We start from the raw sequence: 16,055 nt of genomic DNA, 5'->3' as shown, positions 1-16,055 counted from the left end.
CTACCGATAGCAGCGATTCGTCTGCAGACATTCCTCTGCAGACGAATCTCTGCAATCCTGGGGTACATGACTCTGAACCGAGTGACCTTGAATCACACAGTCCACCGCTTCACACGTGCTGCCGCGGGGGCACTGCTTGCTGGACTCGCCCTGGGCGCCGCACCCGCGCAGGGAGCTGAACAGGGTGCGGGTCGGCCCGAGTTCGACTTCTCCGCCTGCCCGACCGTCGACGAGCTGCCCGCGGGTGCGGACCCGGGGACCTGGCGCTGCGAGGTCATGCACGCCACGGGGCATCTGCGTATGGGCGCCGTCGACGAGCCGCTCAACGAACCAATGGAGATCACCTTCGCGGAAGGCCGTGTGGACGGTGAATTTCGCCAGATCTTCGGGGTGATGACCGCTGCGCCAATCCGGGTGGGACGCACCCCGTTGACCCTGACTCCGCAGTACGGCGGCTACTCGGACTTCCTGTCCGACGACACCCGGCGCGGCGAGTTCGACATCAAGTTCGCCCTGGGGCTGGCGCACGGGTTGCCGGCCCTGCCGCCGTCGGGCTGCTCGGTGGGCAGCGATGAGGACGCGGTCCACCTGGTGCTCAAGGACACCGTTCCCACCCGCGTGATATCCAAGGAACCCCTGGTCGTCGCCTTCGGTGCCCAAGACGCGGAGTTCGCCGCCCCGGGGACTCATGACTGCGGTCCACTGAGCCGCACGCTCGACCGGGCCCTGGGCCTGCCCTCCGCGTCGGGGGCGAACACCTTCGACATGGATGTCAGGGTGGCCATCCGGCCCTACCACTGAGCACTGTCCCGCAATCCCACAAGGCTGAGGGTCATGCAGTGGCACCGACGAGGGGTGGAACGCCTGAGTCTGCCGACTATCCGAGTCCGTGGCTACTGAAAACGAGGTGGGAGAGCTGTTGCACCAGCGCGAGGTGTCGCAGCGGCAGCCTCGCCAGCCCAGAGGCTTCCTCGAGGTGGCCCTGGCTCCGCAGGGCCTCCCCCCGGGCCCGGGGCGGCTTCCCCGTTCCAATCCCCCATCGTCGGGAACACGGAGGGCTCCTGGGGCCCGCTGACCGAGGGGTTAAAGCGTGTCCCGGGTACCTCCAGCGGGAACTGACCCGTCGCGGAAGCCGCCAGAGTCAGAGGTGAGAGCCGCTTGGAGCAGCACTTGCCGGCGGCGCAGCAGCGGGGCTGGTCACGGGCGGTGTCGAGGCCGCGGGGGCGCACTGGGGCGAAGAGCCGCGGTGAGGAAGTTCGAGATCCGCATCAGCATGCGGTCGGGTCTGGCCCGCCACGGTTTCCCCTACGCCGCCCCGGCCGGGGCGGTGCGCGACGGACGGGCGCCCGGGCTCAGTCGGTGTCGATGCCGCGCGCGGCGAAGACCTCCGCCGCGTCCGGCACGGCCAGGACGCCGTCCTCCACGAAGGTGACCTCCCGGAGGTTGGGCAGCAGGGCGAGGTCGTCGAGCGAGCGGACGTCGAACAGATCGTCCTCGCCGTCCCAGGCGGGGGCGCAGTGCCGGAAGACTTCCGCTCCGGCGTCGAAGCACAGTTCCTCGACACCGGCGAGCAGCTCGGCCGGGATCTCCAGGGCCTCGAAATGGGCCCGGGACTCCGGCAGCACCTCCGCGTGCAGGCCGTTCTCCAGGACGTGGGACGCGGGGTCGCCGATCCCCCGCTCGGCCAGCCGCGCGGGCAGGTCGTAGACCGGGAGGAGCGGCTGGGGGCCGTACATGAGCTCCTCGATGACGAGCAGCTTGAGGTTGAAGTCGCGGAACTGGCTCATGGCACATCAGTACCACGGAGGTACGACACGGGTCCGGCGCGCCCGGCCCCCGGCCGGACCCGGCCCCGCTCAGGCCGCCGTGGCGGTCAGTCCGCGGCCTGCGGAGGCGCATCCGTGGTGGATGGAGCGGCGGCGCGGCTCGAAGGCGCCGCGCGCCGGCATGAACCCGACGAGGCGGCCGCCCTCGAGGCGGTCCGCTGGGAGCAGCACCTCGACCGCGAGCGAGAGGACCTGGCCGACGACGAACGAGGCCCGGCCGACCTCGCCGAGTGACAGCGGATCGTGCACCTGTCCAACACCCCCGGCGGCGTCTACGGCCCCCGAGCCGACGCGGGTACCCTCTCCGCTTGCCGAGGCCCGATGGTGTCGAGGCCGCCCCCAAGGGGCTTGCCGGCAAGGTTCGTTGGAGCCGGGGATCGCTGTTTCGCTCATCCGGCCGATGACATAGGCTGCCGAAAAGGGCGACGCGATCCGCGCGGTAAGCCGAGAGGCCGATGGCGCGGGAGCCAATGACACACCAACGAGACGCCGGTCTGCCGGGGGGAACTGCCGCTGGGACGGCAGGGCTCCGAGCCGGTGGTACCTGGGACTCGGCACTGTCGGTCGAGGAAGTCGCGGCGGTCAGGGGCGTTGGGTTCGAGCCGGTCGGGCAGGTGCTCGGTACGGCCGTCTTCACCATCGGGTACACCGGCCTCTGGGGCTGCCCGGGTGCGTGGTCGGTCACGGGCGGCAAGAAGGTGCCGTCCTCGGCGTGGACTTCGTCCTTCTCGCAGCTGGTGAGGACGATGTACGAGGCGCGCAGGGTGGCGCTGGCCCGCGCGGTGGCCGAGTGCCGTGCGCTCGGCGGCGACGGGATCGTCGGGGCAGAGCTGCGGGTCCGCGAGGTCGAGTTCTTGGAGGAGGGACTGGAGTTCACCGTGCTGGGCACCGCGGTGCGGACCCGCTCGGGTATCCGGCCGCGCGTGCCCTTCAGCGCGCACCTGAGCGGCCAGGACTTCGCCAAGCTCCTGTACGCCGGGTGGGTTCCCACCGGACTCGCATTCGGCATCGCTCTCGACGCCCGGCACGACGACTGGCGCACCTCCCGCCGAATCCACTGGACCGCCGGGAACCAGGAGGTGGACGGCTACACCGAGCTGATCAACCACGTCCGCCAGCACGCCCGGACACAGCTGGCCCTCGATGCCACGAAGCACGGTGCCGACGGAGTGGTGGTGGACGACATGGAGCTGCGGGTGCGCGAGAGCGAGTGCCCCAGCTTCGGGTACGCGCGCGACTTCAGCGCGGAGGCAGTCTTCGTCGGCACCGCCATCACCCGGTTCGGCCGCTCGGGGCGGCCCGCCGGACCCAGGCCACTGACCATCATGAGACTGGAGCGCGAGGGCTGACATGACCGAGACAACGGGGCGGGAACTGGCAGGGGGAGCCGCGCGGCCGACCGCCGAGGGAATACCCGAGGAAGCGATGCGGCGGCTCGCGCAGCTCCAGCCGGGGGGCAAGGGCTCGTTCTTCACCTCGGACTTGACGGTGAACGAGTTCCTGCTGGTGCGCGAGGCCGGCTTCCGCCCGCTCGGCCTGGTCCTCGGTTCCTCGGTCTACCACGTCGGCGTGCAGCTCGGCCGGTGGTCGAAGAACCAGGAGCTGACCAAGCTGTCTCAGGCTATGTACCACGCGCGTGATCTGGCGATGGGCCGGATGGAGGCCGAGGCGAGCGCTCTGGGGGCGGACGGGGTCGTGGGGGTGCGGCTGGACATCGAGTTCAAGGAGTTCGCCTCGGACATCGCCGAGTTCATCGCGGTCGGCACGGCGGTGAAGGCGAACGGTGCGGACCCGGGACCGGGCGGTAGCTGGCTCAACAACAAGGGCAAGCCGTTCACCTCGGACCTGTCCGGCCAGGACTTCTGGACGCTGATCCAGGCCGGATACGCGCCGGTGGACATGGTCATGGGGTCGTGCGTCTACCACGTGGCGCACCAGCGCTTCGCCCAAGCGCTGAGCACCACGGGCCGCAACGTCGAGATCGAGACGTTCACCCAGGCGCTCTACGACGCGCGTGAGCTGGCAATGAGCCGCATGCAGGCGGAGGGGGTGGCCCTGGATGCTGAGGGGATCGTGTCGGTTCAGTTGAGGCAGCACTCGCACAGCTGGGGATCGCACACCACCGAGTTCTTCGCCATCGGGACTGCGGTACGCCCGCTGCGCGAAGGCCACGTCATCGACCGGCCGACCATGGTGCTGGGCCTCGATGCCTGAGAGGGAAGTGGAACTTCTGGCCGCGGCGCTGCGCCGGGACAGCGCGGACCTGAACCTCTACGTCAACGTGCTGTGGGCGAACCTGGCGGAGTCACTGCCGCCCGGCGCCGTACGGGTCAAGCGCAGGCGTTCCATCGCGGACCGGGTGGCCGGGCGCGAGGGTTCGGTCGCCGAACTGGACGTCGCGCTCGGGGAGCAGCGGCTCTCGCTGCGGAGGGACCGGGGCCGGGTGGCCGGGGAGATCCGCCACGAGGTACGGGGCATCGTGCTCTCGCGGCGCCCCGTCGGCCTGGACGAGTGGATCGATGCCCTCGCCCGGTCCCTCGCCGAAGTTGCAGCCTCGAACGCTCGCGCCCGCGAAGCCGTCGAGCGTTTCCTGACCTGACCTGTTGGCCAATCAGCGTGGTGTTCCCCGCCGGCCGGTCGTTCAGCGGTGGAACAACACGCGAACACCGTCTTCGGGCCATACCGGTTCCGGGCGGCCCTTCTGTCACGGTTACGAGGGGCGTGAGGTCAGTTGGGCGATCTCATTGGATCAGGTCGGTGTGCGGATGCCCGGGGGAGACCGGGCAGACGTATATCTGCATGTTGTCGGTACTGCCCACTTCCACCCTGGTCGGCTGTGAGACGTCCAGGTGCGCGTAGCGAGAGCCGGCGGCGGCCCGGTCTTCCTGCGGCACCCAGCTGAGGCTTTCGTCGCCGTTCGACTCGAACGAGGCGATGGTCAAGAGCGGGATCATCTGTGCCTCGCACACGGCGCAGTACCGGGGATCGGGGTCGGTGCGGCCCCCAAGGGGGCCACCCGCCGACCTCCAGCCGGGTGCGTTGCCCAGGTGAGTGGAGTAGAACTCCGCCGGATGCTCCGCGTAGGAGCTGTCCACGGCGGGGCCGGCTGCCTGCCATCTGCTCCAGTCCCCCAGCATCAGCCGCAGTTCCGGGCTCAGATCCAGGCTGCTGGGGTAGTCGGTGATGGCCTCCGGTGCCAGCACGCACGGTTCCGGCACGTAACCCTGATAGTCCGCCTCGTACGGTTCCGGTGGTGTGGCAAGGACGTCGCCGACCTCCGCGACCGACCGCCAGAACAGGGCGGTCGCGGGCTTGCTATACGGATCGTGCTCATACGGACACCAGAGGATCTGAAGCAGATCAGCCTGCCCGGGCGGCCGCAACAGGGGTACGTCGCGCAGGAACAACTGAGCCACGGGCAACATCGGGACCGGGCATTCCGCCGGGCCGGGAGGGCCGGCTTCGAGCCGTTCGGCGAGCCACGCGGCATCGCGCTCCTTGAGCACCTCCTCTGCGGGCGTGAGCAGGGGAGCCGGGCCGTCAGGGCTCCATCGGGAAGACAGGATCCGGCGGAGCCGCACTTCGGTCGGCGACCGGCGGGATCCGGTGTCCAGGTGCAGGTGCGCGTCTTCGCAGTGCGGCCACGGCTCTCCTGCCGGCCACAGCAACGGCCCGCCGACCGAGCTGTCCCCGACCGACGGCGACCCCTGACGCGGATGCAGCCGTATCGCGGGGCGTGCCAGTGGCGCCAGCTCAGGGAAGATCGCTGTCACCTCGACAGGTCGCGGCGGTGTAGTGCGTACGAAACTCATGCTGGTGATCTTGTCACCAGCTACCGACATGCAGGGCTGGCCCACCCGGCGCCAGACCTGGGGCGGCCCGCAGAACATGAAGAGTGTCCCGTCGCACTGCAGTTGTCCGTTGATCTCGACCCCGCGGCAGCGCCGCGGGGTCGAGTACGCTTCACGCACTCAGCAGGTGGTGGTGACCTCGTGGACCACCGGGTTGGCCGGGCGGGGGAACGAGGCCGCGCCGAAGGTGCCGCGGATGGTCGAGCCGCACGGGACGGTGACGATCACGCCGTGCACCTCGAGGTTCGACAAGGCGAAGACGACCGACTTGGTCTGGGTGCTGGGCGCGGCGCCGCTGCCGACGACCTCTGCGGACAGGGTCGTGATCAGTTCCTTCGGGGTGGGCGCCGGGCTGCCATGGGAGGGCGGGCCGGCGAAGCCGACCGTGCCGTAGAACTCGACGGTGTTACCGGTGACCGCGGCACACGCCCGCGTGGACAGGCCTGCCTGGAGACCCGAGGGACCACAGGAGGTGACGGTCGCGACGGTGTCGGCCGACTGCGCGGCGGCGCTGGCCGGGGTGATCGCGAAAACGGCCAAACCTGCGGTGCCGACGGCAAGCAGAGCTAATCGGTTCATGGTGGTCCTCCTTGCGATGAGCACCCTCCAGGGATGCCCGGATGGCGTATATGACATGTGATATTGCACATGTCATAGAGTGCAAGTCAAGGTCAGAACCCGCCCCGTCCGCCCCGTCCGCCCCGTGGCACCTCGTCCCCGTGCACGGCGACTTGGTCCCGCACCCACCCGTGCGTTCGCGCGCCACGCTCACCCAACGAGACCTGTCGGCATTCTCACCGGCCCCCTGCCCGCCCCGCGTCGTTCCTCGCCGGGTCGGGCAGGACACAGGCCCTCACCCCGGTCGGTGCCCGTCACGGCCAGGAGGCGGGCGAGCTGGCGCGGCAGGGGGCCGGCCAGGCGCGGCATGACGACCAGCACGAACACCGGCCCGCCCGTGCCTGCCTGCCTTCGCGACGATGACCTGCGCCAAGGCAGCACGGTACGCGTCGCGCAGCTCGCTCATATCGAGTGACCGCCCCGGAAGGGATGTCGGGCGCCCCGATCTCCTCGATCGGCGTGGGTCCGGGCCGTACCGAGGCGATCGAGATCAACTCGTTCCCGCAGGACCCGGAACACCGTCCGAAGGACGGCCGGCACATCCGCCGGCCGTCCCACCCGGCCCTGGGCATCTGCCGCGGAGCGGGAAGAGAACGTTCGGAAGGCATCGGCACGGTCCACGATCCTCGCCCGGCCCGGGAAGACGGCCTGTTCCCGGACGACGGACGGCGACGGCCCGCCCGGTCGACACCACCCACCGAGAGCGGGACGATGGAAGCAACTGACGTATTCCGCCGCACCCCTTCCCCGCCGCCCCGCCGCCTGCGGGCGGCAGGAAGGCCGCGGACCGCCCGTCCGCTGACGGAGACCGCACGGACGGAACGCGAGGGAGACGAGCATGTCCCCGAGAACCCCATCCGCCCCGCACCACCGCCTCGGCCGGCCCGTTCGGGTGCCCCTCGTCCTGGCCGCCGCCGGCGTCCTGGTGGCCGGCCTGACCACCTCCGCCGCCGCCCAGGACCCGATCTACAACCCTCCACGCCTGGTGAGCCTCCAGCTTCAAGCACCCAACGTCACTGTCATATTCCGGGATAACTCCGAGCCGGACACCGCCTTCTTCATCGAGCTGACGGAACGGGACAACCCGACCTACGCGAGGATCAACAAGACCCTGCCCGGCACCAACGCGCCAGGTGTGGGCAGGACCGTCACCCGGTCCGTCAATGCCGGCATCAAACCCGGCATCGCCTACTGCGCCACGGTCAAAGCCTTGGTGCACTCGGAGGACCCCCTCCTGTACGACCTGGAGGACGCCGTCACGGACCCGTCCAACAAGGTCTGCGCGAACCCCACCGACGCGGCCAACCCGGCCGGCTCGCCCACCAACGCCTCACTGGGCACGATCACGGGCGAGGCGGAACCGGCGGCCGGCACCAACCGCAACTTCTGGCTGCCGTACGGGAATGCGGGCGCCGAGGTCAAGGGCGCGGTGATCGAGGTGGCCACCTCCGGAGCCCTGTCGATCAGGAGACCCCCGGAGAACGGCACCTTCAGCGGCTTCCAGTGCGTGCAGTCGGGAGCGGTGGCCGGCAGTACGAGTGGAGGCTTCCGCTGCACCGGCGGCACCCTCAAGGCCGGGGAGAAGAACCAGATCCCGGTGCTGGTGAAGGTGGGGACAGCGGGGCCGGGCGCCATCCACGCCTCGATCCGCGTGCCCAGCGACACCAATCCCGGAGACAACAACAGCACGCACACCGTGCGCGTGAAGTGACCGAGCCCAGTAGCCGCGCCACGTAGCCGCTTCGGACAGAAGGGACCGCCGGACATGGCCCGCAACCATCGACGATGTCTCACCGCACTCGGCGCGACGCCGCTCGTCGCCCTGCTCGCGTTCGCTCCGGGCGCGGTGGCGACGACCCAGCCCACCGCCCCGGCCGTGCCGAACAGCTGCCACGGGCTGAGCTCGGCCACCGACCAGTACACCCTGGGCTGCCGCGCCGGCGTCAAGCTGGGCACGACAGCCGGCAACAAGAACGGCAGTCCTCCCATCTGCCAGAAGCTGCCGCCTCCGTTGTCTCCGGTCAAGCCCGACGCGTACGAGCAGGGTCTTCGCGTGGGCTACCAGCTCGGCTACGACCGGGCATTCGCGGCCTCGTACAAGCGGAACTGCGTGAAGAAGCCGCTTCCCTCGCCGTCGGTCCCGAAGCCCCAGACCCAGACCCTGGAGAGCATGGCCGCGGCGGGCCAGGCGGCCGGCGCCACCTGGGGACGCGATGACGGCAAGATCTGCACTCGGGCCCACGCGGAGCTGGTCCCGCCGGCGAAGCCGGACCCGTTCGTCAGCGCGTACCAGAACGGCTACCGCGTCGGCTACGACACCGCCTACGACGAGGCGTACCGCACGAACTGCCTGAACAAAAACACTCCTTGACCGCTCCACTGGCGGAGCGCTGCGCGACGGCTTCAGCAGAACGCCTGCTCCGCCATGGACGCACGGAGGCACGGAGGCACGGAGGCACAGGGATCGACGTATTCCAGCCGAGCCTGAGCGACGACGAGCTCCAGGTGGTTTCCGAGTACCCGGGTGTTCGGCGGCCCGAGGAGACGCCGGGCGGGGCGCCGACCCGAACGCCCCGGAGCGCGTGGGCCCGCGGCGGGGCTCCGGAGTGCCGTACCGGCCCCACAGGGGAAGAATGGTCGAAGGGACGCCCTGCTCCGCCCTGGGGGGACCACGGAGACAGTCATGAGCATGCAGAAGATCGGAAGCGACACCACCGTCCTGGCGGACTGCATCGAGGTGCCGGGCATCGGCTTCCTCCCGGTCAACGCCTTTGTTCTGCTAGCCGACGAGCCGGTCGTCGTCGATACGGGCCTCAGTCTCCCCGACCGGGACTTCCTCGGCGCCCTCAGCTCCGTCATGGACCCCGCCGACGTGCGCTGGATTTGGCTCACCCACCCCGACCGCGACCACACGGGCGGCCTGTTCGACCTGCTGGTCGCCGCGCCCAACGCCCGCGTCGTGACCACATTCATCGGCGCCGGAATCATGTCGACCGAGCGCCCCCTGCCCATGGACCGCGTACGCCTGGTGAACCCGGGCCAGTCGCTGGACGTGGGCGGCGGCCGCACGCTCCGGGCCTTCCGGCCGCCGCTGTTCGACAACCCCGCCACCGTAGGCTTCTACGACGACCGGACGCGGACGTGCTTCAGCTCCGACTGCTTCGGCGGGCCGATGCCGAGCGCGGAGGCCGCCGTGGACGGTACGGCCGCCGACCTCGACCCCGACGACCTGCGCGCCGCGCAGCTGCTGTGGGCCACCGTGGACAGCCCGTGGGTCCACAGCGTCGACACCGGGAAATACCTCGCCACCGTGCAGCCGCTGCGCGCCATGGACGCGGAGAACGTGCTGTGCACCCACCTGCCGCCGGCCATCGGCCTCACCCCCCGCATGCTCGACACCCTCGCCGAGGCACCCGGCTCCGACCCCTTCGTCGGTCCCGACCAGCAAGCGCTCGAACAGATGCTGGCGGGCTTCGAGCCGGGTCCCCACGGCGCCGTCCCGCCCCAGGCCACGTGAGGCCCGCGGATCACGTGCCGCCCGGACTGGCGCTTCGGTCACCCGCAGGTCCGTGACGTCGGACCAGCTCCATCGCAACGGTTCGGGACCGAGGGTGCCGGCGGTAGCGCCGATGATCGCTTCGGTGGTGTCTCTGCGTCGGATCCTGGTCCACGCGCGGTCGCGGGCTCCGGGCGACCGGAGATGTCCGTCCAGTCCTCCGGCCACTCCCGGGGCCGGGCCGGGTCGGTGGTCATCAGGCGCAGCGCCCACGAAGCGGTCGGGGTGCGGGGGGCGAACAGGATGAGAGGCGCTTTTGCGTGGCGCGCCGTACCGCGTGGGTGATGGTCGTCATCAGCGGGCGGGCCATCGCAGCGGTCTGCGTCGCCGCCTCGCCCTCGGTCCGGGCCCGGCAGCACATCCAGTCCGCGGCAATGTGGTGCCGGGACGCCGATGAGTTCTGCGGCGTCCGGCTGTCTGCCTCTGTGTACGCCCGAGACGCCCGTCAGCCGCCTGGAAGGGTGAGGAAAATGAAGTACATGATCCAGATGAACGTGCCCGCCGATCAGTGGGACGCCGTCATGTCGGGGTATTCCAAGGAAGACATGGAGGCCATGTTCGCCCACATGAACGCCCTCAACGACGACCTCACCGCTGCCGGGGAGTGGGTGGAGGGGCAGGGCCTCGGGGGCCCCTCCCTGGTCAAGACGGTGCGGGCTGGAAGTGACGGGCGGCCTCAGGTGACCGACGGGCCGGCCCAGGCGGGTCCCATCCTGGCCGGGTACTGGGTGGTCGACGTCAAGAGCGAGGACCGGGCCCTGGAGATCGCCGCACGGGCATCGGCGTGCCCGGGGGCGGGTGGGAAGCCCAGCAACGACCCGGTCGAAGTGCACCCGATCCCCGGGGACCCGACCCAGGCCTGACCCGGGCGGAGTCGAGCGGGCACCGGCGGCTGTGCGGCGCTGCCCGGCTTCGGCCACTCAGCTCGCCTGAGATGGGCTTCTCCCCCGTGTCGGTGGTGCTCCCGTACCGGAGGTGTGGGGGCGACACAACCGGGGACGATCCCGGCCGGGCCGCGGTCCTCGGTGCCCAACTGCGAGAAGGAAGGGGCCGGCCTTGATCTCGCAGAGCTCGACGGGGTCCGCCGTACGCCAGGAGTCGATCAGCCGACGACGGGTGGTGAGGGCCTGGCTTACGGAGCGGACGGAGATCGAGGTGATCTGCCAGGGTCGGACCGGCCGGTCAGTACCGGAACGGCACACGCGCCAATCGCCGGCGGCGTCACGGACCGCGCGGCGGCACGTGCTGTGGTGCGAGTTCGAGGTCGGCGCCGCTGTGGCCGTCCCGATCTGATGGGCGCCCACCCCGTCAGGCCGGCGCGTACGGGCCCTGGGTCGCCAGCGTGTTCTGCATCGCCGTCAGTCTGCGGACGAAGAGGACGGCGAGCACGCCGGCGATCGCGGTGCCCAGATCCGCGGTGATCCCGAGCAAGCCCGCGGCGAGCAGCTCGTCCACGGTGTCGGCCGCCATGTAGATCCGGCTGAAGACGCGGCCCACGATCGCCGCCAGGACCCAGACCACCCACCAGGACGTCAGCAGCGTGGCGGAAGCCGTGCGTTCGGAGCCGTCGGGGCCGCGCTGGGTGCTGGCCCGCCAGGTCTGCCGGGCGATCCGGTAGGGCAGGAAGAGGTTCGCCGCGGGGATGAACCAGGCGCCGACGGCCCAGCCGCGGCCCAGGGTGAAGGCGTCGGGGCGGAAGATGCCGCCGTTGCTCCGCACGCGGTGGAACCAGATGATGAAGACGATGACCGTGGGCAGCACCGTGAGGAGCTGGAGCGCTCCGGCGAGGATGGTGAGCACGGGAGACAGGCCGAGTTCGAGGTCGTCGAAGTGGGTGTCCCCCGCGAACCCCTGCAACCACGACTGCTCGTACGCGCCGGCACCGGCGGAGAAGAGGTGCGCCGCGGCCGCGGCGCCGAGCAGCCAGGTCAGGGCCGTCGCGAGGCCCTTCGGGGAACGCAGCACCCCCTGGGGCGCCGGCAGAGCTGCGGGGAAGGGCCCTCCGGGGTGGGGACCCTGTGGGGGAATCCAGCCCGGCGCCGGGGCGGGCTGCGGAGAGGGTTGCGGAGGCGGCGGCGAGCCGGGCGCGCTGAAGGACATGACGGTGGACCCCCCACGGGAACGTATGACATACGACGGATGGCCCCGCCGGGCGGGCGGGGCCGTGGAGAATGTATGTCGGCCCCGTGCCCGGAGTCCAAACGGTTTCTGCTGGTCAGAGAAGACGGGGATCGGTGAGGCTGCCGGGGGGCAGGGCTGTGCCCGGCGGCTCTGGGGACGACGTCGTTGCCGTCGGGGTCGCTTCGCCTCCGGCCCGGTCGGGACGGGTTGCCGCCCGCGAGCGGGACGAGCGGACGGCCGCCGGCGCGGTGCCGCCGACCCTGCGCGCGGCGGGCGCTGCGCGAGGGCTTCGTCCCGGGCCCCGCCGTCATCAACTGCGCTGCCTCCACGGGGTCATGTGGTTGAACCGGTAACCGTGGTGCAGCGTTGGTGTTCATGCCAGCGGCGGCGCATGATGGAGATAGTGCTCTCACCCGCGTGGACGCAGGAGAGTGACAGCCTTCTCGGCTCTCACGCCCGTCCCACACAGCCGGCGTGGTTGATGCCGATTCGAGTAGCCCACGCCGCAGACACACACGTGGACATCATGGAACGAGGGACACCATGGCTGTGCTCAAGCTTTCCCTCTTCTCGAACAACTTTCCCGATTTCTTCATCATCGATCACGGCGGCCTCGTCGACATCGCCAAGATCGAAACTGAAGATGACCGTCGTAACGCCACGTTCCAATGGACCGGCCCCAGCCTGAGCGTCGGCGAGAGAGGAATGCTGGTACGAGCAGTGGCTCCGCCGGGATTCTGTCTTCACATCGCGACGTTCGACAACTTCCGCATCCACAGCAAGTTCTTCACCGGGATCACGGACCCCCAGGTCAAAGCCCAGGTCATCAAGGAATCCACGTACACCCTCGAACAGGCGGAAATCGACCCGAACCAGTTCTCGTTCCGTTCCGTGCAGTTCCCGGACCGAGTCATCCGGCACAGGAACTTCGAACTCTTCGCGGAGCCGGTGGTAACCCCCGACGAGCTCCAGTCCGCTTGCTTCAGGATCTCCCAGCCGCTCCACCCGGCAGATTTCTGACCGCTGCGCTCCATGGGTTCCCACGGGGGGCGGGTCAACCATCCGCTCTCCTCGGTGAGCCGGGGAAGCCTGGCGCGCATCGCCGGGGCGCGCGGAAGGCCTCCGGCCGGCCCGCGTGGAGGCGGGGCGGCCGGAGGCCTCAAGTCGGGGGCGAGGAAAGCGAAGGGACTAGTTTCAAGGAGTGTGGAGAAGGAAGCCCCTTCATGGCCTCGCCACGGCCACGTTAACAGTCAGGCGGGGATCAGGTCACGCAGGTTTTCGAGGGTGACGATCCGCGACTGCGGGTGCAGCCCGGCGGGCCGCTCCAGGCCGATGTAGGTGACGGGGCCCGCCGGAACCGTCTTGCCGTCCCAGGGAGTGACCGTCGTCGCGCTGCCGGTCATCAGTTCGGTGAGGTGACGCACGGTGAGTTGCTCGCGCTCGACGATGCCGCGCAGCAGCGTCGCGACCGTCGCCCGGTTGCCCTCGACCGTGTTCGAGGACGGAGTCCCCTTCAGGTAGAGGTGCAGCCACTTGGCTCGCCACCGGCCGTCGGACCCGCGGAGGAAGACCAGCGGCAGGGCGACCCGGCCCGGACCGCGCAACTCCGACTTCATGCGTACCGTGCGCGGCTCGAACGGGCGCCCCTTCTGCTCGCCCTCGCGCAGCATGAACCCGAAGAACGACTCCTCGGCCTCCTCGAAGCCCTCTCCGGAGAAGATGTTGATCTGCGGCACGATGCAGGCGGCCCGCACGGCGCCCAGACGCAGGTTGATGAACTCCGAAGCCCCGTCGGGGGCGTTCGTGATGTCGCCGGAGTGCTCGCCCTCGACACCGCGCAGGTTGGTGTACGACAGCCAGGAGGCGGTCGAGTAGTCGGCGTTCAGGAGCGCCGCCGACAGGTCGTAGTCGGTGGAGTGCGCGCTCTGCTTCCAGTACACGAAGAAGCGCAGGAGTTCTCCGTCGACGCGCGACACCGAGCCGCGCGGCAGCACACCGAGCCCGGAGGCGGTGGCATTGCCGCTGAGCGGCAGCGCCACGTCCAGGACGTCCGGGTCGATCAGGAGGTGGTCCGCGGCGGGCAGCCGGCGGCGCAGCTCCGCGTCGAGCACGGCGATCAGCCGCTTGCGCTCGGGCGCGAACACCGGCCGGCGGATGTCGTCGGTGACCCAGGCCCTGCCGAGGCGGTTGACGAACACGCGCTGCTCGCCGGTCTCCTGCTCGCGGTTGTGCAGGTGCTGGCGCACCGACAGCACGACCCGGCCGGAGACGTCGGGGACGACCTGCTCGGCGGCGGCCACGACGAGGTCGCGCTCGTCCTGCGTGGAGGAGTCGCGCAGCAGCCGGTCCAGGGAGCGGAAGAGCCTGCCGGGCGCGGTCTTCAGCAGTTCGACCGCCGCGGTGGTCTCGCCCCGGGCGTGTAGCTCCTCGACCCGGCTGTCCAGGGAGGGCGCCGTCTTCTCGCCGCGGGCGACGGCGAACACGTCGGCCGCGTGCGGCCACTGCGGGTACTCGTGGGGGTGCAGCCGCTCGCCGAGCCGCTTCCACCTCTCGCGGTGGGCGTGCACGTCGGCGAGCTTGGCGGGCGCCGCGGCGACGACCGTGTCCAGGCCCGCGAGGAGCGCCCGGCGCACCGGTCGGGGCAGGGTGCGCAGCCGGGTCGGCTCCCGCAGGGTCACGTCGCCGCCCACGAGCGCGCAGGCCAGGCGGAGCACGTCGGTGACCGTGTCCAGCAGCAGGCCCGCACCGGCCGTCAGCCGGGCCTGGTTGACCACGGCCCGGTTCTCCCGTACGGGTATCTCCTCGGGCTGCTGCCCGTCGGCGCAGTGGCCGGCGAGGTCCTGCAGGTCGCGCAGCCCGTCCTCGCCGAGCGGGGTGGTGGCGGAGGCCAACGCCAGGTAGAGAGAGGTGATCTCGTCGTCGAGGGCGCCGCCCAGGTGCAGAACCGTCATCCGGTCCCCCGCCGCTGCGATCAGCTCATCGTGGTGGGCGAGCATCTCGGCGTAGGTGTGGCGGTGGTTTCCGTACGACGGGAGGGTGAGCAGGTTCACCACTGCGGTGCTCAGCTGCTCCATCGTGCTCTCGCGCGTGGTGTCGTCGGCGAGCGCGTCGGCGATGCACCTCATCCAGAATTCGTGGGTGTCCGGGACGTTGGCGGGGAAGTCGATGAAGTAGACGTTGTGCCGGACGTGGTCGCCGACCATCTCCCGGACGGTCCCCAGCGTCCGTACGGCGGTCTCGACGACCGCGCCCTCGCAGAGCCCCGACAGGTGCGCGAGCAGCTCGGCCGAGAGCTTGAAGCCCACGGACATCAGCGCGGCGTCGAACTGCTGCGCCGCGACAGCGCCTTCTCCGACGGGCCCTGTGGGGCAGGGGATGCGGCGGGTGTGCCTGAGGAGCAGGGATTCGAGTCGGTGGACCATCCCGGGATGATCCCAGGGCGGCGCGAGCGGCCGCACCCGGTTTTCCCGGGTGCGGGGCAGATGCCCTCGCCAGCGCTGGGGCAGCGGCGCGCATCCGGACCGTACCGGCGCCGTCGGTCCGGCCCCTGCGGGAGACGGGCGCCCGGCTCGGACCCGGCAGGCGAGGTACTCGGATGCGACTGTGGTCGTAGGGGCCGTGCCGTGGACTGGGACTCCGGTCGCATGCGAGGGCGACCGGGGTTCGATGTGGTTCGCGTGCGCCGCTCCGAGGATGGCCGGGTGACCGAGATCATCACGGGGCTGTACATGTCCCCTCTGGAGTTTCTTGCCCTGCTGGGTGCCGTCGCGCTGGTCGTGGCGCGCTGGCTTCCCCCCGCTGCACGCCCGCGCGTCACGATCGCGGCGGGGGCGGTTCTCGCGCTGTCCTCGATCGTGCTGGGTGTGGTGGGGGTCCGCTGGCAGATGCTGCCGGTACTGGCAGGCGGTGCCGTCGCGTTGCCGTTCGCCCTCTCCCCCCTGCTGCGGCGCCGGGGCGGCCCGCCCGGCCGGCGGGGCCGGGGGGGGGGGGGGGCGGCGGGGGGGGGGGGCGGGGGGGGGCGGGTAGCCCCCGGGGCGGGGGCCGCCCGGGCATTTAAAGTTAACGGGTTGACCCAGCCCGCGG

At 70.6% G+C, this 16,055-nt stretch carries 15 protein-coding genes and 1 pseudogene; 10 read left to right on the top strand and 6 right to left on the bottom strand.

All coding sequences use genetic code 11. From position 1 onward, the window contains the following. Positions 1-66 precede the first annotated feature (66 nt). Positions 67-801 carry a hypothetical protein gene (locus ACFWW8_RS31230; protein WP_386534186.1) on the top strand — a complete coding sequence of 245 codons (735 nt, stop codon included), beginning with the start codon at positions 67-69 and terminating at the stop codon, positions 799-801. A gap of 551 nt (positions 802-1,352) precedes the next feature. Here ACFWW8_RS31230 and ACFWW8_RS31225 read toward each other — a convergent pair. After that, positions 1,353-1,787: a DUF6892 domain-containing protein gene (locus ACFWW8_RS31225; RefSeq protein ID WP_386534183.1), complete on the bottom strand. Its 435-nt coding sequence runs from the start codon at positions 1,785-1,787 to the stop codon at positions 1,353-1,355. A 69-nt stretch (positions 1,788-1,856) separates the two neighbouring features. Next, on the bottom strand, positions 1,857-2,075 hold the full coding sequence (locus ACFWW8_RS31220; protein WP_386534180.1) for a hypothetical protein: 219 nt from the start codon (positions 2,073-2,075) through the stop codon (positions 1,857-1,859). A 365-nt stretch (positions 2,076-2,440) separates the two neighbouring features. Between ACFWW8_RS31220 and ACFWW8_RS31215 the strand changes: the two genes are divergently transcribed. Genes ACFWW8_RS31215 through ACFWW8_RS31205 form a run of 3 tightly spaced genes read left to right on the top strand, consistent with a single transcriptional unit; the run spans position 2,441 to position 4,425 of the window. Next, positions 2,441-3,175, top strand: a complete 735-nt coding sequence (locus tag ACFWW8_RS31215; RefSeq protein ID WP_386534177.1) for a heavy metal-binding domain-containing protein — start codon at positions 2,441-2,443, stop codon at positions 3,173-3,175. 1 nt (position 3,176) lies between these two features. Continuing rightward, entirely contained in the window at positions 3,177-4,040 is an 864-nt protein-coding gene (locus tag ACFWW8_RS31210; RefSeq protein WP_386534174.1) for a heavy metal-binding domain-containing protein, read from the top strand. Next, positions 4,033-4,425: a hypothetical protein gene (locus ACFWW8_RS31205; protein WP_386534171.1), complete on the top strand. Its 393-nt coding sequence runs from the start codon at positions 4,033-4,035 to the stop codon at positions 4,423-4,425. Before ACFWW8_RS31210 ends, ACFWW8_RS31205 begins: the two co-directional genes overlap by 8 nt. 142 nt (positions 4,426-4,567) lie before the next feature. Here the strand turns inward: ACFWW8_RS31205 and ACFWW8_RS31200 are convergent, their stop codons facing one another. Further along, a complete protein-coding gene (locus ACFWW8_RS31200) occupies positions 4,568-5,638 on the bottom strand; it encodes a hypothetical protein (RefSeq protein ID WP_386534257.1) in 1,071 nt (356 codons plus the stop codon). 159 nt (positions 5,639-5,797) lie between these two features. After that, positions 5,798-6,256 (bottom strand): hypothetical protein, encoded by a 459-nt coding sequence (locus ACFWW8_RS31195; RefSeq protein ID WP_386534168.1) that lies wholly within the window; start codon positions 6,254-6,256, stop codon positions 5,798-5,800. Positions 6,257-7,133: 877 nt separating this feature from the next. Between ACFWW8_RS31195 and ACFWW8_RS31190 the strand changes: the two genes are divergently transcribed. The 4 genes from ACFWW8_RS31190 (at position 7,134) to ACFWW8_RS31175 (ending at position 10,714) form a co-directional block, all read left to right on the top strand. Beyond that, complete coding sequence (locus ACFWW8_RS31190) at positions 7,134-8,006, top strand: hypothetical protein (protein WP_386534165.1); 873 nt, start codon at positions 7,134-7,136, stop codon at positions 8,004-8,006. A gap of 54 nt (positions 8,007-8,060) precedes the next feature. Continuing rightward, positions 8,061-8,666, top strand: coding sequence for a hypothetical protein (locus ACFWW8_RS31185; RefSeq protein ID WP_386534162.1), 606 nt, complete (start codon positions 8,061-8,063; stop codon positions 8,664-8,666). A 312-nt stretch (positions 8,667-8,978) separates the two neighbouring features. Then, positions 8,979-9,812 carry an MBL fold metallo-hydrolase gene (locus ACFWW8_RS31180; RefSeq protein WP_386534160.1) on the top strand — a complete coding sequence of 278 codons (834 nt, stop codon included), beginning with the start codon at positions 8,979-8,981 and terminating at the stop codon, positions 9,810-9,812. Between the two features lie 509 nt (positions 9,813-10,321). Further along, the gene (locus ACFWW8_RS31175; RefSeq protein ID WP_386534157.1) at positions 10,322-10,714 is read left to right on the top strand and encodes a YciI family protein; all 393 of its coding nucleotides are present in this window, start codon (positions 10,322-10,324) and stop codon (positions 10,712-10,714) included. A 445-nt stretch (positions 10,715-11,159) separates the two neighbouring features. Here ACFWW8_RS31175 and ACFWW8_RS31170 read toward each other — a convergent pair whose 3' ends face one another. After that, positions 11,160-11,816 (bottom strand): DUF4328 domain-containing protein, encoded by a 657-nt coding sequence (locus tag ACFWW8_RS31170; protein ID WP_386534155.1) that lies wholly within the window; start codon positions 11,814-11,816, stop codon positions 11,160-11,162. 699 nt (positions 11,817-12,515) lie between these two features. On the opposite strand from ACFWW8_RS31170, the gene ACFWW8_RS31165 reads away from it, so the two are divergent. After that, on the top strand, positions 12,516-12,992 hold the full coding sequence (locus ACFWW8_RS31165) for an AbfB domain-containing protein (protein WP_386534152.1): 477 nt from the start codon (positions 12,516-12,518) through the stop codon (positions 12,990-12,992). Positions 12,993-13,222: 230 nt separating this feature from the next. On the opposite strand, the gene ACFWW8_RS31160 is transcribed toward ACFWW8_RS31165, so the two are convergent. After that, on the bottom strand, positions 13,223-15,394 hold the full coding sequence (locus ACFWW8_RS31160) for a hypothetical protein (protein ID WP_386534150.1): 2,172 nt from the start codon (positions 15,392-15,394) through the stop codon (positions 13,223-13,225). Between the two features lie 279 nt (positions 15,395-15,673). Between ACFWW8_RS31160 and ACFWW8_RS31155 the strand changes: the two are divergent. Then, positions 15,674-16,055 (top strand): annotated as a pseudogene (locus tag ACFWW8_RS31155) (hypothetical protein); the annotation flags it as partial.

This window comes from Streptomyces sp. NPDC058701 (assembly GCF_042715295.1).
Classification (GTDB): Bacteria; Actinomycetota; Actinomycetes; order Streptomycetales; family Streptomycetaceae; genus Streptomyces.
Note: the sequence above shows the minus strand (reverse complement) of the source record. Positions and strands in the feature narration are given on the sequence as shown.

Coding starts and splice junctions, on each gene's coding strand:
- ACFWW8_RS31230 (WP_386534186.1), top strand. CDS start 67: ATGACTCTGAACCGAGTGACCTTGAATCACACAGTCCACCGCTTCACA.
- ACFWW8_RS31225 (WP_386534183.1), bottom strand. CDS start 1,787: ATGAGCCAGTTCCGCGACTTCAACCTCAAGCTGCTCGTCATCGAGGAG.
- ACFWW8_RS31210 (WP_386534174.1), top strand. CDS start 3,177: ATGACCGAGACAACGGGGCGGGAACTGGCAGGGGGAGCCGCGCGGCCG.
- ACFWW8_RS31205 (WP_386534171.1), top strand. CDS start 4,033: ATGCCTGAGAGGGAAGTGGAACTTCTGGCCGCGGCGCTGCGCCGGGAC.
- ACFWW8_RS31200 (WP_386534257.1), bottom strand. CDS start 5,638: ATGAGTTTCGTACGCACTACACCGCCGCGACCTGTCGAGGTGACAGCG.
- ACFWW8_RS31195 (WP_386534168.1), bottom strand. CDS start 6,256: ATGAACCGATTAGCTCTGCTTGCCGTCGGCACCGCAGGTTTGGCCGTT.
- ACFWW8_RS31190 (WP_386534165.1), top strand. CDS start 7,134: ATGTCCCCGAGAACCCCATCCGCCCCGCACCACCGCCTCGGCCGGCCC.
- ACFWW8_RS31185 (WP_386534162.1), top strand. CDS start 8,061: ATGGCCCGCAACCATCGACGATGTCTCACCGCACTCGGCGCGACGCCG.
- ACFWW8_RS31180 (WP_386534160.1), top strand. CDS start 8,979: ATGAGCATGCAGAAGATCGGAAGCGACACCACCGTCCTGGCGGACTGC.
- ACFWW8_RS31175 (WP_386534157.1), top strand. CDS start 10,322: ATGAAGTACATGATCCAGATGAACGTGCCCGCCGATCAGTGGGACGCC.
- ACFWW8_RS31165 (WP_386534152.1), top strand. CDS start 12,516: ATGGCTGTGCTCAAGCTTTCCCTCTTCTCGAACAACTTTCCCGATTTC.
- ACFWW8_RS31160 (WP_386534150.1), bottom strand. CDS start 15,394: ATGGTCCACCGACTCGAATCCCTGCTCCTCAGGCACACCCGCCGCATC.